At 68.3% G+C, this 14560-nt stretch carries 13 protein-coding genes and 3 pseudogenes; 5 read left to right on the forward strand and 11 right to left on the reverse strand.

The annotated features are described in order from the left end of the window. Window positions 1-34 precede the first annotated feature (34 nt). The 7 genes from ON40_RS17720 to ON40_RS17745 form a co-directional block, all read right to left on the reverse strand. On the reverse strand, window positions 35-979 hold the full coding sequence (locus ON40_RS17720; protein WP_040823737.1) for an MBL fold metallo-hydrolase: 945 nt from the start codon (window positions 977-979) through the stop codon (window positions 35-37). A 159-nt stretch (window positions 980-1138) separates the two neighbouring features. Continuing rightward, on the reverse strand, window positions 1139-1480 hold the full coding sequence (locus ON40_RS17725; protein ID WP_040823738.1) for a hypothetical protein: 342 nt from the start codon (window positions 1478-1480) through the stop codon (window positions 1139-1141). Window positions 1481-1509: 29 nt separating this feature from the next. Then, a complete protein-coding gene (locus ON40_RS17730) occupies window positions 1510-2118 on the reverse strand; it encodes a LysR substrate-binding domain-containing protein (RefSeq protein ID WP_245567850.1) in 609 nt (202 codons plus the stop codon). A 36-nt stretch (window positions 2119-2154) separates the two neighbouring features. Further along, window positions 2155-2430 carry a LysR family transcriptional regulator gene (locus ON40_RS54645; RefSeq protein ID WP_245567851.1) on the reverse strand — a complete coding sequence of 92 codons (276 nt, stop codon included), beginning with the start codon at window positions 2428-2430 and terminating at the stop codon, window positions 2155-2157. 32 nt (window positions 2431-2462) lie between these two features. Beyond that, window positions 2463-2651, reverse strand: a complete 189-nt coding sequence (locus ON40_RS17735) for a ferredoxin (RefSeq protein ID WP_040823741.1) — start codon at window positions 2649-2651, stop codon at window positions 2463-2465. Next, a complete protein-coding gene (locus ON40_RS17740) occupies window positions 2648-3829 on the reverse strand; it encodes a cytochrome P450 (protein ID WP_040823743.1) in 1182 nt (393 codons plus the stop codon). Before ON40_RS17740 ends, ON40_RS17735 begins: the two co-directional genes overlap by 4 nt. Window positions 3830-3919: 90 nt before the next feature. Continuing rightward, window positions 3920-4702, reverse strand: coding sequence for an IclR family transcriptional regulator (locus tag ON40_RS17745; RefSeq protein ID WP_040823745.1), 783 nt, complete (start codon window positions 4700-4702; stop codon window positions 3920-3922). A 64-nt stretch (window positions 4703-4766) separates the two neighbouring features. Between ON40_RS17745 and ON40_RS17750 the strand changes: the two genes are divergently transcribed. The 5 genes from ON40_RS17750 (at window position 4767) to ON40_RS17770 (ending at window position 10265) form a co-directional block, all read left to right on the forward strand. Further along, on the forward strand, window positions 4767-5924 hold the full coding sequence (locus ON40_RS17750; protein ID WP_040823746.1) for a cupin domain-containing protein: 1158 nt from the start codon (window positions 4767-4769) through the stop codon (window positions 5922-5924). Next, on the forward strand, window positions 5921-6751 hold the full coding sequence (locus ON40_RS51195; RefSeq protein WP_040823748.1) for a fumarylacetoacetate hydrolase family protein: 831 nt from the start codon (window positions 5921-5923) through the stop codon (window positions 6749-6751). Before ON40_RS17750 ends, ON40_RS51195 begins: the two co-directional genes overlap by 4 nt. Then, on the forward strand, window positions 6748-7374 hold the full coding sequence (locus ON40_RS51200) for a maleylpyruvate isomerase family mycothiol-dependent enzyme (protein ID WP_218008804.1): 627 nt from the start codon (window positions 6748-6750) through the stop codon (window positions 7372-7374). Before ON40_RS51195 ends, ON40_RS51200 begins: the two co-directional genes overlap by 4 nt. 12 nt (window positions 7375-7386) lie before the next feature. Further along, window positions 7387-8688 (forward strand): FAD-dependent oxidoreductase, encoded by a 1302-nt coding sequence (locus ON40_RS17765; protein WP_040823750.1) that lies wholly within the window; start codon window positions 7387-7389, stop codon window positions 8686-8688. Between the two features lie 320 nt (window positions 8689-9008). Further along, entirely contained in the window at window positions 9009-10265 is a 1257-nt protein-coding gene (locus ON40_RS17770) for an acyltransferase (protein ID WP_051193206.1), read from the forward strand. Window positions 10266-10329: 64 nt separating this feature from the next. Here ON40_RS17770 and ON40_RS49910 read toward each other — a convergent pair. The 4 genes and pseudogenes from ON40_RS49910 to ON40_RS17785 form a co-directional block, all read right to left on the reverse strand. Further along, a pseudogene (locus ON40_RS49910) lies at window positions 10330-10494 on the reverse strand (esterase family protein); the annotation flags it as partial. Between the two features lie 8 nt (window positions 10495-10502). Continuing rightward, window positions 10503-11203 (reverse strand): annotated as a pseudogene (locus ON40_RS49915) (class I SAM-dependent methyltransferase); the annotation flags it as partial. Then, window positions 11200-13059: a DUF1365 family protein gene (locus ON40_RS56070; RefSeq protein ID WP_051193208.1), complete on the reverse strand. Its 1860-nt coding sequence runs from the start codon at window positions 13057-13059 to the stop codon at window positions 11200-11202. The gene ON40_RS56070 and the pseudogene ON40_RS49915, both read right to left, overlap by 4 nt. 39 nt (window positions 13060-13098) lie before the next feature. Beyond that, window positions 13099-14419, reverse strand: a pseudogene (locus ON40_RS17785) (NAD(P)/FAD-dependent oxidoreductase). Window positions 14420-14560 lie beyond the last annotated feature (141 nt).

The following is a 14560-nucleotide window of genomic DNA, read 5'->3' on the forward strand; positions in this document are numbered from 1 at the left end:
TCGCAACGTCCGGTTGGTAGCGGTGCCCGGTCGGTCAGGAGGAGGTCCGGTCGAACCGCGTGCGGTAGCCGTGCATCGTGGTGAAGAACGGGGACGGCTCGAGGGTCGGATCCCCGCGATAGCCGAGTTCGTCGGCGACGGGGGCGAACGGCGAATACACCGAATCGGTCGAATGCAGTCCCGCGCACAGGCATCCGTGCGCCGCGGTGTCGACCCGGCCTTCGATAGCCAGGCTCTCCTGCAATGCCTCGCGGGCCTGATCTGCATCGAGTTCCACCTCGTAGGCCGCGCCGTCCGCATGCCGGAACGGATGTCCGAGATACAGTCGCCGGGGCCGGATCTCGTCGCGCAGATACCGCACGCACGCCCGGTAGGCATCCGGATCCTCGAAGCCGGGGAATCCGTTCGCGGCGCCGTGGATCTGCACCGCGTCACCGACGAAGACCGCCTCACGGCCGTTCACCGCGTAGGCGACCGAACCGGCGGTGTGGCCGGGGACCGAATGCACCGAGACGGTGACATCGCCACCGAGAGACAGGGTTTCACCGCCGCGCACCAGCATCGTCGGTTCCATCTCCCCGGAGATGACCGCCTCGGCCGCCGCGGTCTGCGACGCCTCACCCGCGGAATCGTTCAGATACTGCTGCCGCACGCTCAGGTCGTTCTCCACGTGCGCGCGGCGCGAGCGCAGCATCGGCGCATCGGCTTCGTGGATCACCACCTCGGCACGGCGGCCGGTGCGTTCCCACAGGTCGTGGGCCCCGCCGATGTGGTCGATATGCCCGTGGGTCAACAGGATCCAGCGAACGTCCTCGATCCTGCGCCCCAGCTTCGCCAGTGCCGGAGCCATCCCCTCGGCGGGTGAGGAGGCGATGCCGGTATCGACGATGGCCGGTTCCGGGGCATCGATGAAGAAGCTGTAGAGCCCGAACCGGCCCCACGGTGAGAACAGCGGGTGGATCCGCACCTCGTGCGTCATGGTCGTCCTTCTCCTCGTGGCTCACTGCCGCCGCACGAATTCGGCGGTCTCGGCGAAGACCCGCTGATACTCGGGAATCCACGAGAAGTGCTGCACGAAACCGTGATTCGCACCCGCGTACCGGTCGACCGCGGCACGGCGGCGGCACCTTCGTCGATGTCACCGGCTCCCCACGACCGTGGCGATCGCGACGACGGCGTAGGCGCGGTTGGCGAAGATGTGCAGATGCAGCAGCGGCGCCTCGGACCGCAGCTCGACGACGACGAACGCGCCCAGCAGCACCATGCCCGCGACGAACGCGCCGATGATCTCGGGCCGCAGAAAGCCGCCCTCGGAGCCCTGGGTGGCGGCGAACAGGATCGCCACAAGTCCGAGGGCGAGGGTGAGCTGGCCGGGAATGTCCAGCTTGCGGCCTTGCGGCGCAGCGGAATCGGCGGCCAGCTGGGTCAACACGATCGACACCACGGCCACGGCGACCACCACCAGGTAGGACGTCCGCATCGGCTCGATCGGGCGGCACTGACTCCCGGTCAGGGTCTGGCCGCGTCGAACAGCAGTTGGCGCAGCCAGGCGATGAAGTGCTGGTCGCCGAGATTCGGATTCCAGACCATATCGATGCCGAGCCCGGGGATCGGGAAGGGGAACTCCTCGATCCGCAACTCGAGCAGTGTCCGCATCGCGGCGGCGACCCGGAAACGCAGCAGCGCCACCCCGCCCACCCGCGCGACCAGGTACGGCACCAGCACGAAATCCGAGATCCGCTGTCCGACACGGTAAGTGACGCCCTGCTCGTCGAGCACCCCGTACGGGAACACCCGACGTTCGCTGTCCACGACGATATGGGGCTCGGTGGTCAGCAGTTCCAGCGCGCTCACGTCCGGAGATGTTCGCGGCGACGCCACCACCACGCACCGGTCGTCGTACAGCCGCTCACGCGGATGGGGTGCGGCGAATCCCTCGGACAGCAGGACGACATCGACGCCGTGTTCGGTGAAGGTGGACTCGGTCGGCACGGCGATCGTGCGCAGGCGCAGGGTCGCGTGCGGAGCACGCTCGGCCACCAGGGTTCCCAGCCGCGGGCCCAGGACGAAAGCCGTACTGGTCGTCATCGCGACGGTGATGACGCGGCGATCGGTCACCGGATCGAAACCGGGGAAATCGACCAGGTCGGCGGTCTACTGCAACACCGCCCGCAGCGGTGCGATCAGCTCGAGCGCACGCGGGGTCAGCGTGGCCCCGTTGCCCTGCCGGACGAGCAGGTCGTCATCGAACAGGCGACGCATCCGGCCCACCGCGTGACTCATCGCGGACTGGGTGAGCCCGACACGCTCGGCGGCCCTGGTCACCGATCGTTCCTCCAGCACCGCGAGCAGTGGCACCAGCAGGTTGAGGTTGACCGAGGCCAGCCGATCCAGCCCGGACCGCGCGAGGTCCGCTTCCGCTTCGCTCATCGCGTCGAACCTTACGCGGCGACCCGTCCTGCTCAGACCAGGCGCAGGGCCACGACCGGGCACACCCGGACCGCGGCACGAGCCTGGTCCGCATCGCTGTCCGCGCCTTCGTCGCGAAGGAAGGCCAGCTCACCGTCGTCGTCGAGGTCGAGCAGGGACGGCGCTGCTCCCGCGCACAGTCCGTGTCCTTCACAGCGTGATCGATCCACCTCCAGCCTCATACCGGCAGCACCTCCTGCACGGGCAACTGCTCGATGCTGCGGGTGATGTTGCTCGGGATCCGCACCTCGTCGCCGACGACGAGCCGTCCGACGTGGCGGGCGAGCGCCTCGACGACGCCATGGCCTTCGAGACGGGCCAACCCCTGTCCGGCGCAGCCGTGCGGACCGTAACCGAAGGACAGGTGATCGGTCGGCGCCCGCTCGACCAGGAACGCGTCGGGATTCTCGTAGTGCCGTGGATCCCGGTTTCCCGCGCCGAACAGGATCGCGACCTTCGCCCCCGCCGGGATCACGAGGTCGTCGATCACCACATCCTCGGTGGCGCGACGCCCCCACGCGTGGACCGGCGCCCAGTACCGCAGCGCCTCGTTGAACGCGCCGGGCACGAGCGACGGGTTCGCCCGGATCAGGGCGAGCTGCTCGGGATGGGCCGCGAACAGGGCGACGATATTGCCGATCGCCGCGATCGTGGTGTCGACACCGGCGCCCAGATACTGATGGATGATGTATCCGGCGGTGCCGGGCGGGATCGCGCCGCGCTCCTGCGCCTCGAAGATGCCGCGACCGACCGAACCGGGCGTCAGATCCTCGGCGGTGACCGTCGAGCACCACTCGTACAACTCGCCCGCGATCGCGAAGCTTTCCGCCGTACGGTGATTCATCGGTCCCATGACCTGCATCGCGGCCTGACCCCAGCGCAGCATGTTGTCGCGAACGTGGCCGGTGAAGCCGATCAGATCGGCCACCACCTGCAACGGGAATGCGCGAGCGAGTGCGTCGACGGCATCGAAGGATCCCCGGGCCGCGTGGTCCGCGACCAATGCGTCCGCCTTGGCGTCGATGGTCTTCTTCAACCCCCGCAGCGCCCGCGGCGACAGATTCGCCGTGAGCGTGGCCCGCAGTCGCGTGTGATCCGGAGGATCCGAGGCGAGGGAGGTTCCCGACAGAGCTTCGTTGACCGTCGGGTTGAAGCCGATCGCGCCGACCGAGGAGAAACTCTCCCAGTCGATCAGGGCACTGCGGATGACCCGGTACCGGGTGAGCGCGTACACCTCGTTCGCCGGGAGATGGACGACGGGTCCGAGCTCGCGCAATGCGGCGTACGACGGGTACGGATCGATGAGCACGTCGTCGTCGAACAGGTCGAGATCGGATACGGGCGGGGTCGAGACGGTCATGGGTTCACCTCGGGTCGGCAATCGGTAAGCCCATTGAAGTGAGCGCATTCACATCGATCAAACACATGTTTTGCATGCCGATACATGCATTCAGTGCATATCCCCTCGGCCGCCGCCCGCCTCGATGGCCCCGGCCGCCCGATGCAGTGTGGCCACCAGCGACGGCAGCCGATGCCGGTCGTAGCGGACGGTCGGCATCGAGATCGACAGACCGGCCAGCGCGATGCCGTCGGCGTCCCGGACCGGTACACCGATCGCGACCACGCCGCGCTCGGACAGCCCGTTGTTGAGCGCGAATCCGGCCCGGCGAACCCGGGCGAGCTGGGCCCGCAGGCTCGGCAGGTCCGGCTGTTCCTCGGGATGCTCGACATACCGCTGCCCGGCGTACAGCTCGTCCACCCCGGCCGGGTCGAGGGCGGCGAGCAGCACCAGACCGGCGGTGGTGCGATGGGCCGGGAACACCATCCCCTCCCGCGAGCCCACCCGCAGCGCCTGAGCGCATTCGACGCTCGCGATGAATCGCGTCGTATCCCCGGTGCGGATGGTCAGATTCGCCGACTCCCCCACGACGTCGACCAGTCGCTGCAGATGCGGCAGGGCCGCGGTCCGCAACCGAGAGGTCCGCGACTGCGAGTGCGTGGCGAGCTGAAGCACCGGTCCCGGGTGATAGACGCGCTGGTCGTCCTGGACCGCGAAGTCGCGGTAGACGAGCGTCTGCAACAGCCGGTGGGCCGTGGAACGCGCGACACCCAGGCGCTCGGCGACCCGGCTCACCGTCAGCCCGCCCTCCAACTGGAGCATCACCGCCGCCCGCAACGCGTGATCGGCACTGGTCACCACGTACGCCGGTGGGGTCTTCGGTTCCGTGCTCATGACACCCCGTTCCGTTGTGCAGAATTTCGTGTTCTGCTGATGCTACGAGGATCAGGGTGGGAATATGAGCACGACCGACACCCCCGTCCATGTACCGGCGGTCGCAGCACCGAACCAGCCGGAGGTGACTCCGGCCCTCGAGGAGCTGTACCGCGGCTTCGAACAGGAGCTGCTCGTCCCGCTGTGGACGCAGATCGGCGACCTGATGCCGGAACGGCCGAATTCACATGCGGCGCCGCACTTGTGGCGATGGCAGAACCTGCGGCGCCTGGCCGAACAGGCCGGTGAGATCGTCCCGGTGGGCCGCGGCGGTGAACGTCGCGCGATCGCGCTGGCGAATCCGGGCCTGGGCGGGCGGCCGTTCGCCACCCCGACGCTGTGGGCCGCGATCCAGTACTTGATGCCCGGCGAGGACGCCCCCGAACACCGGCACACCCAGCACGCGTTCCGCTTCGTGGTCGAGGGCTCGGGCGTGTGGACCGTCGTCGGCGGCACCGGTGATACGCCCGCGGGCGATGCGGTCCCGATGCGTCGCGGCGACTTCCTGCCGCAGGCGGGCTGGAACTGGCACGCGCACCACAACGTAACCACCGAGCCGATGGCCTGGATCGACGGGCTGGACATCCCGTTCCAGTACCTCGTCGAATCGCAGTTCTTCCAGTTCGGCCGCGAACAGATCAGCGAGGCCGAGCGGATCACGCCGGAACGCTCACGCTCCGAACGACTCTGGGGTCATCCGGGCCTGCGGCCACTGTCGGTGGGCGACGTCGGCCCGGGCTCGCCGCTGCTGGCCTACAAGTGGGAGCACACCGATGCCGCGCTGAGCGATCAGCTGCTGCTCGAACGGCAGGGCTACGGCGGCACCGTCGAGCCCGGCCATGCCGCGGTGCGATTCACCAACCCGCACAACGGTTCCGACGTTCTGCCGACCCTGCGCGCGGAGTTCCACCGGCTCGCCCGCGGCGCGCAGACCGCACCGGTTCGCGAGACCGGATCCTCGGTCTACCAGGTCTTCGACGGCTCGGGCACGGTCCGCGTCGGCGATGCGAGCTGGTCGGTCACCCGCGGTGATCTGTTCGTCGTGCCCTCGTGGGAACCCTTCTCCGCCACCTCGGAAGCGGGCCGCACCGACTCCGATTCCGGCGCACTGGATCTGTTCCGTTTCTCGGACGCGCCCGTCTTCGAGGCGCTCCGGCTCGACCGTCAGGAGATCACCCGATGAAACTCGCCACCCTTCGCGTGGACGGCGGGACCCGCGCGGTCCGCCTCGACGGCGACGTGCTGGTCGATCTCGGCTACCCGGACCTCGGCACGCTGCTGGCCAGGGATGACTGGGCCGCGGTCGCCGCCGCGGCCACCGGCACGACCTGGCCGGTCCAGGACGCCGACCTCGCCCCGGTCGTGCCCGATCCGTCCAAGGTGATCTGCGTCGGGCACAACTACACCAACCACATCGCCGAGATGGGCCGCGAACTTCCCGACTACCCGACGCTGTTCACGAAGTTCGCGGACACCCTCGTCGGCCCGAACGACCCGATCGCCAAACCCGCCGAGACCGACGCCCTGGACTGGGAGGTCGAACTGGTGGTCGTCATCGGCAAGCCGGTGCGCCGAGCGAGCGAGGACGAGGCCGCCGCGGCCATCGCGGGATTCACCGTGATGAACGACATCTCCGTGCGGGACTGGCAGTTTCGCACCGTCGAATGGTCCCAGGGCAAGATCTGGGACTCCTCCACTCCGGTCGGGCCCTACCTCGTGACGCCCGACGAGGTCGGCGGCGTCCGCCCGGCGCTCGAGGTGACCACGCTCGTCGACGACCGGGTCATGCAGCGCGACGACACCGGCACCCTGCTGTTCGATCCGGTTCGACTCGTCCGGTACATCTCCACGGTCATCCGGCTGAACCCGGGCGATCTGATCGCCACCGGCACCCCCGCCGGGGTCGGCCACGCCCGCGATCCCAAGGTGTATCTCACCGGCGGCGAGACCGTCGTGACGCAGATCGCGGGCCTGGGCCGGTGCACCAACCGGATCGTCGCGGAGTCGTGAGCGTGCACACGCACGCGGATTCGCTGCGCTGGGTCGCATTCGGTACGGCGCTGCTCACCGAACAGCTCGCCGCACTGGACGAGCGGGAGATGACGCTGCCGTGCGGCCTGCCCGACTGGACGCGCAAACATCTCCTCGCGCACGTCGCCGCGAACGCGGACGCCCTCGGCCACCTGGTGCACTGGGCCGCGACCGGCGAGCCGACCCCCATGTACTCCTCGCCCGCCCAGCGCGCCGCCGATATCGAGTCGGGCGCAACACTTTCCGCGTCCGAACTCCGAACCTGGGTGCCCCGGTCCGCTCAGCACCTGACCGACGCCATGGCCGGCCTCACCGAGCAGCAATGGCACACCGAGGTCCGCACCGCGCAGGGCCGCTCGGTGCCGGCCACCGAGATTCCGTGGCTGCGGGCACGCGAGGTGTGCGTGCACGCCGTCGACCTCGGCACCGGCGTGCGGTTCGCCGATCTGCCCGAGGATTTCCTGACCGCGCTGGTAGCGGATATCAGCGCCAAGCGCGAACTCCGCGCGATCCCCGACGGGCCGCTGCCCGAGGTCGCCGCCTACCTCGCCGGACGTTCCCACTCTCTCGCCGATGTCCCCGACCTCGGCCCCTGGTTGTAAGGAGACCACCGCATGCGCACCCCGGACATCGCGAGCACACCCGACGTCGTCATCGTCGGTGGCGGAATCGGCGGCCTGAGCACCGCCTTCGCGCTGGCCCGGCTCGGTCTCCGAATACGAGTTCTGGAGCAGGCCAAGGAATTCGGCGAGGTCGGCGCGGGAATTCAGCTCGCACCCAACTGCACGCGCATCCTGGAGGACTACGGCCTGCTGGATGCGGCGAAGGCCCTGGGCGTCGTACCGGACCGGATGGTGATGCGCGACGCGGTCGACGGGCGGGAGCTGACCGCACTGGACCTGCGTGACCTCGAACGACGCTACGACTTCCCGTATCTGGTCATCCACCGCAGCGACCTGCACGCGCTGTTCCTGGACGCCTGCCGGAAAGCGGGCGTGGAACTGCTGACCGAGCAGCGGGTCGTCTCGTACACCCAGGCCGCCGACACAGCCACCGCCAGGACCCAGGACGGCGTCGAGCACCGGGCGGCCGTCGTCATCGCCGCCGACGGACTGCATTCCGTGGCCCGCGCGATGTTCCTCGACGATCGGCCGGTGTCCTCGGCGTACGTCGCCTATCGCGGGACGGTGCCGGTCGCACAGGCGGGCCGCCCGGTCGATCTGTCCGAGGTGGTCGTACACGTGGGCCCGGGATGCCATTTCGTGCACTACGGACTGCGCGGCGGAGATCTGCTCAATCAGGTCGCCGTCTTCGAATCTCCCAGGGCGCGCGCCGGACTCGACGACTGGGGCACTCCGGACGAACTCGACACCGCCTTCGAGGGGACCTGCGACACGGTGCGGCGGGGACTGCCGCACATGTGGCGGGACAAGTGGTGGCGAATGTACGACCGCGACCCGATCAGCACCTGGGTCCAGGGCCGGATCGCCCTGCTCGGTGACGCGGCCCACCCCCCGCTGCAGTACATGGCCCAGGGCGCGATCATGGCGATCGAGGACGGCTGGGTGCTCGCGGAGCACGCGAAGCGCCTGCGCGCGGCCGATCGCACGGTCGACTGGTCCGGCACGCTCGCGGCGTATGCGGCGGTCCGTCCCGAACACTGCCGCCGGGTGGTGCTGACCGCCCGCGCCTGGGGTGAACTGTGGCATCTGGACGGAATTCAGCGGGAGCGTCGCAACGCCCTGCTTCGCGCCCGCGCGGTGCACGACTACTCGTTCATCGACTGGATCTACGGCCCGACGGCGCTGTTCCCCGAGGACGAACCGGCCATGTTCGAGCCGATCCCGCTCGCCTCCGCCGACCGAATTCACGCCGGGCGAGTCGCATCGGCCGATCACCGCGAACATGTGCTGTGAAGTGCGTCTAAACCTGTTTTCCGGCGCTATCGAAAGTTAGCCCGAGCAACGACCGTGGTGGTAACGTCACCGCGACACGTGTCCGATCGCCTGATGACCTGCTACGCTTCCGGCCGAAACCGACGGTAAATCCCGACAATCTCCCGGATGCCGTATCCGGTCGAGTCGTCGATGGCGCGAGACGGGGGCGCAACCGGAGTCCACTGGGCCACACCGTAATCGGCGCAGGTGTTTCGGAGATTGCGTGAAGGCGATTCACAGCGTCGAGTGACAGCATGAATCGCGGCCGAACCAGGGTCGGCGAGGAGACGAGGAGGCAGATGACGCAGGACGATCGCGGCACCGTGAACACTGCGACGCTCACGATCGCCGACCCGAGTCCGGAAACTCCGGAATCGGCACAGCCTCGAAAAACCAAGCGGCCGTACCTGTATCAGGTAGACCTGTTCCGGATCATCACCTTCGCGTGCGTCGTGTTGGACCACGTGACCAGCGGGTCGACTGTCCCGGACAATGTGGCGTCCAACGCGGTGCAGACGCTGTTGCACTTCACCCGCCTGGCGTTCTTCGCACTGACCGCCTTCGTGCTGGTCTATCAGTCCGCTCGCAAACCGTTCTCCGCGCGCACCTTCTGGCGTCGGCGATTCATGCTGATCGGTATCCCGTACGTCGTCTGGTCGGTGTTCTACTGGGCCTATTCGATCGTCCTGGGGAATTTCCAGGAACCGGTCCTGCACGCGCTGTGGCGGCTGGTCATCGATATCGCGACCGGCGAGGCGTGGTACCAGATGTACTTCCTGCTGGTCACCATGCAGGTATATCTGCTGTTCCCGCTGCTGCTGAAGCTGCTGCGCGCGACCGAGGGGCACCACCGCTGGGTGCTGGCGGTCAGCGGGGCCCTGCAACTGGGCTTCCTGTACCTGGCCATGCATCCCCCGACGTTCACCGGATTCGCCGGGCAGATCTGGGCGCACATCTACGCCGTGGTCTTCGCGTACCAGTTCTACGTGATACTCGGCGCGGTCGCGGCCTGGCATCTGGCCGCCGTCGACCGAGCCGTGAAACGGTTCGGACCGCTGCTGGTCCTGGGTGCGGTCGTCGCCGGAGTTCTGTCGGTCTGGGACTTTCTGCGCTCCACCGCGCACGGGCTGCCGCCGTGGCAGGGCAGCAACGTGTTCATGCCGCATCTGATCATCTTCTTCACCCTGATCATCGCCGCCCTGTACACGCTGGGCACGTGGGGAACCGCGAATCAGCAACCCGGTTCACTCAAGGCCAGGATGCTGTCCTACGGCTCGGATCGGTCGTTCGGGGTGTTCCTGTTGCATCCGTTCGCATTGCAGCTGATCGCTCCGTGGATCATCCCGATGGGCAATGCGATCGGCACGCTGTGGTGCACGGTGGTGGTGTACGTGTCGGTGATGGCGATGTCGCTGTTCGGGGCCGAAGTCACCCGCCGGGTGCCCGGCAGCATCTGGCTCAACGGACGTCCGATGGTGCGCACAGATTTCCGTGCCCTGTTCGGCCGCCGGACAGCCGAGGAAAGTCCTGCACCGGAGAAAACTCCCGCAGCCTAGCCCGACCGAACGGACTGCTCCGACCGATACGAATCGGTCGGAGCAGTCCGTTTCTGATGGGGTGTCAGTTGACCCGGCTGCCGATGGTCTGCGCCAGGAACGGCCAGGAGCGGTGCAGTTCGTCCTCCCAGTAGCCCCAGGAATGCGTGCCGTCGGGCCGGTCATCCACTGTCACAGGGATATTCAGTTGGTGCAGCCGGTTGGTCAGATTCACCGTGCAGTAGTGGATCGTCGCCCCCGCTGCGCCTGCGCGATCGTGACGGCCAGCACCTGCGCCCCGTAGTTCTCGGCGGCGTGCAGGCTCAGCGAACCCCATCCGCAGCCCACGTCCAGAAGCCTTGCGCCGGGCCGTAATTCGAGCTTGTCGCAGACCAGATCGAGTTTGTCCCGCTACGCCTCGACGAGGCCGTAATCCGGATCGTCCGGCGCGCCCGGGACACCGCGGGTGAAATAGGCGCAGGAGTACGCCATCGCGGGATCCAGTAGCAGCGAATAGAATTCGTTCGAGCCGTCGTAGTGGTGGCTGATCACGGCTCGATCACGCTCCCGCACGTTGCGGCGGCCGCGCAGCCGGGCCTGGGTGGCGGGTGCGGGCAGGGGTGCGCCGAGCGCGCCGACCCGCGCAACGGCCACGGCCAGGCGCAGCACATCGCGCACGCGCACGCCCGGAATCGGCGTTCGGCCACGGTTCGCCAAGCGGTGCTCAGGGCCTCGGTCACCTCCCCCTCGACGTCGAGCTCGCCGGTCACATACGCCTGGGCAGCGCCGAGTTCGCCCGGGCGCCACAGGATTCGGCGCAACGCTCGCGGACTCTCCAGTACCACGCGGGGTGCGTCGAGGGGCCCGGCGAGGCTGCCGTCCCAGGCATGCAGACGCACCGGCAGCGGGCCGCGCAGCAGCGGGCGCAGGGCGGATTCGAGATGGACGGCGACGGTCACGGTTGCTCCTCGGGCCGGTCGAGAACGATCTGCTGGACGTCGAGGTATCCGGAACGGAATCCGGCCTCGGAATAGGCGAGGTAGAACTGCCACACTCGCCGGAACGTGCTGTCGAATCCGAGTGTGGCGGCCTCGGTGGCGTGTGCGTCGAAACGTTCGCGCCACAGTCGCAGCGTCTGCGCGTAGTACGCGCCGAACCCGTCCCGCGCACATACGCGCAGGCCGGATCGGCGGGCGAGGCGCTCGATCGCCTCGACCGACGGCAGGAATCCCCCGGGGAAGATGTACTTCTGAATCCACGTGTAGGTGGTGCGGGTGGCGAGCATGCGATCGTGCGGCATGGTGATGGCCTGCAAGCCGATTCGCCCGCCCGGGGCCAGCCGCTCGTACAGGGTGTCGAAATACACCGGCCAGTACCGGTATCCGACGGCCTCGATCATCTCCACCGAGACGATCGCGTCGTATTCACCGCGCACCTCCCGGTAGTCGCACAGGTCGATTCGGACCGAGTCGGCGAATCCCGCCTCCGCGACGCGCATGCGGGCCAGTTCCAGTTGCCTGGTCGACAACGTCACCGAATGCACGTCGGCGCCGCGCGCGGCGGCGCGCAGGCACAATTCGCCCCAGCCGGTACCGATTTCGAGCACCCGGCTCCCCGCGCGCACACCGGCGGCATCGAGCAGGCGATCGATCTTGCGGCGCTGCGCGGCGGCCAGCAGATCCCAGGACACGGTGTCCGGGTCCTCGAACAGCGCCGCGGAGTACGTCATCGTCTCGTCGAGGAAAAGGCGGAACAGGTCGTTGGACAGGTCGTAGTGATGTTCGATATTGCTGCGCGCATTGGCCGTCGTACCGAGCTCGGCCGCGGGCGGGCGGGGCAGCACACGCTGGAAGCGTTGCAGCACAGCGGGAACCAGCCGGGACAAGCGGGCGGCGAGCACCGTGAGAACCGCCGCGGGCTCCGGGGCGGTCCACTCCCCCGCGGTGTAGGACTCGCCGAATCCGATCAGGCCCTGACCGCCCAACCGCGCGAAGAAGGCCGCCGGATCGCGAATGATCATGCGCGGCACCGGTTCTCCCTCGGATTCGGCGCCGAGCACGACGCCGTCCGGGAATTCCACCCGCAGCGGCAGTCCGGCCACCGCGCGCCGGAACAGTTGTGCCGCCACCCGGGTCCGCAGCCGCGAATGCCGCCCGGTGGACACGACCGGTACTCCCCGAAGCCACAACGCGATGCCCTGGCGCCGGATGCGAATCGCGGTCAGCCACGGCGAGAAGGGGGTGCGCAGGTGGGCGCGCAGCACCGTGCCGGTCGTCACCGGCACGCGATGGCCGGTCACCGAGGCCAGGAACGGTGGTTGCCCGTCCCGCGACAGCACGATCCGCAGCGACAACGCATCGTCGAGTTCGGGCCGCCGCACCGAATAGCGGCCCTCGACGCGATTGAACGGCGAGACGTGGAACTGCTTGTCGATCTCGGCACGGGCGTGGTCGTCGACGTCCAGAACGTAGGCGTGCCGTTCGCCGTAGGTGTTGTGCACCTCGGCGATCACACACCGCAGCCGCCGATCCGGCCCGTGACACCAGAACACGGTCAGCGGATCGAAGACATACCCGAGCACTCGGGCGTTCATCAGCGCGATGATCGGCCCGCCCGCGCAGTCGATGCCGTGTTCGGTCAGCAGGTCCTCGACGCGGCTGCGCAATGTCGTGCCCGGTCCCCGCAGATGATCCGCGGCGCGGAAATATGCGAAGGGCCGCAGTGGAATCGGCAGACGCGGCGGGGTCGTCCAGATCGAAGAACCAGCTGTACCCGCGATAGCCGAATTCGTGGCGCACGGGCGCCCTGCGCGCATGATGCATCCGCGTGAAGTACAGCTGCGGTGCGCAGGTCGTCATCGCACCCCCACCCGCTGCGATTCGGGCTCCCCCGGCCGCGTCCACCGTCCGCCGATGCGCTCGGCGGCGCGCAGGCCCGAGCGGGCGCCGTCCTCGTGGAATCCCCACCCGTGATACGCCCCGGCGAAGGCCGGTCGGTCGGTGTCCAGCTCCGGGAGACGACGTTGTGCCGCAACGGATTCGGGGGTGTAGATCGGGTGCTCGTAGGTCATCTCCGCGATCACCCGGTCGGGGTCGACCAGTCCCGCTCCGCCCAGGGTGACCAGGAATCTGCGGTCGGCGACGTCGTCCAGCCGCATCAACCGGGTGATGTCGTAGGTGACGATCACTCCCTCTGCGCTCCTGTTCCCACGCGGCACCAGATAGTTCCAGGACGCGCGGGCCCGGCGAGCGCGAGGCAACAGGGATTCGTCGGTGCGCAGTTGTGCGTGATTCACCGAGTACGGCATGGCGCCGAGCACCGAGCGGGCCGCCGGACTCGGCGCATCCAGCATCGCCAGCGCCTGCGGGGAATGAGTGGCGACGACGACCGCGTCGAAACGACGCGCGCCCGCGGAATCGGTGACGATCACCCCGTCGGGCTGCTCGGCCACCGTGAATACCGGAGTGCCGGTGCGGATCTCGTCGAGCCGAGCGGCGACCTTCGCCACATACCGTGCGGATCCGCCCACCACGGTGCGCCAGACCGGCGAGCCGTACACCGTCAGCATGCATGCAGTGATGCTCGAGGAAACGGAACAGGTACTGCGCCGGGTACCGCGCACACAACCGGGGATCGCACGACCAGACCGCGGCCACCAGCGGCGTCAGCAAATATTCGGTGAAGTAGCGGCCGAACCCGTGCCGCCGCAGGAATTCCGCGAGCGTGAGCTCGGCATCGTTGCGCTGCAACAGCTCCCGTGCGGCCCGATGAAACCGGGGCACCTCCCGCAGCATGTGCAGATAGCGCGGGTCGGCGACCGTGCGAGGTCTGGCGAACAGCCCCGCAAGTCCTTTGGCCCCGGCGTATTCCAGACCGGCGTCGTCCGCGCGCACCGACATCGACATATCCGTCTCGCGGGTCTGCACGCCCAGTTCCTCGAACAGCCGCAGCAGTGTCGGATAGGTGCGGTCGTTGTGCACGATGAACCCGGAGTCGACGCACACCCGGTGTCCGGGCGCGACCTCCACCTCATGGGTGTGCGCATGGCCGCCGAGTCGATCGTCCCGCTCGTACAGGGTCACCCGGTCGTGGCGAGCGAGCACATGGGCCGCGGTCAGACCCGCGACCCCACTGCCGATCACCGCGATATCGCGACGGCTCGGGTATTCAGGCACCACGGCCCCGTTCCCGGCAGCACGCCGGTCCCGAGGGCGTGAATTTTTCTGCGGGTGACGCGGTATCACAAGTCGGTCGCATACCTCGAGTTCGACATGCGACCGGATCCAGTTTGGCCTTGCGAGAAATTTTTTCCGGTC

The sequence above is a fragment of the Nocardia jiangxiensis NBRC 101359 genome (assembly GCF_000308615.1).
In the GTDB taxonomy this organism is placed as follows: domain Bacteria; phylum Actinomycetota; class Actinomycetes; order Mycobacteriales; family Mycobacteriaceae; genus Nocardia; species Nocardia jiangxiensis.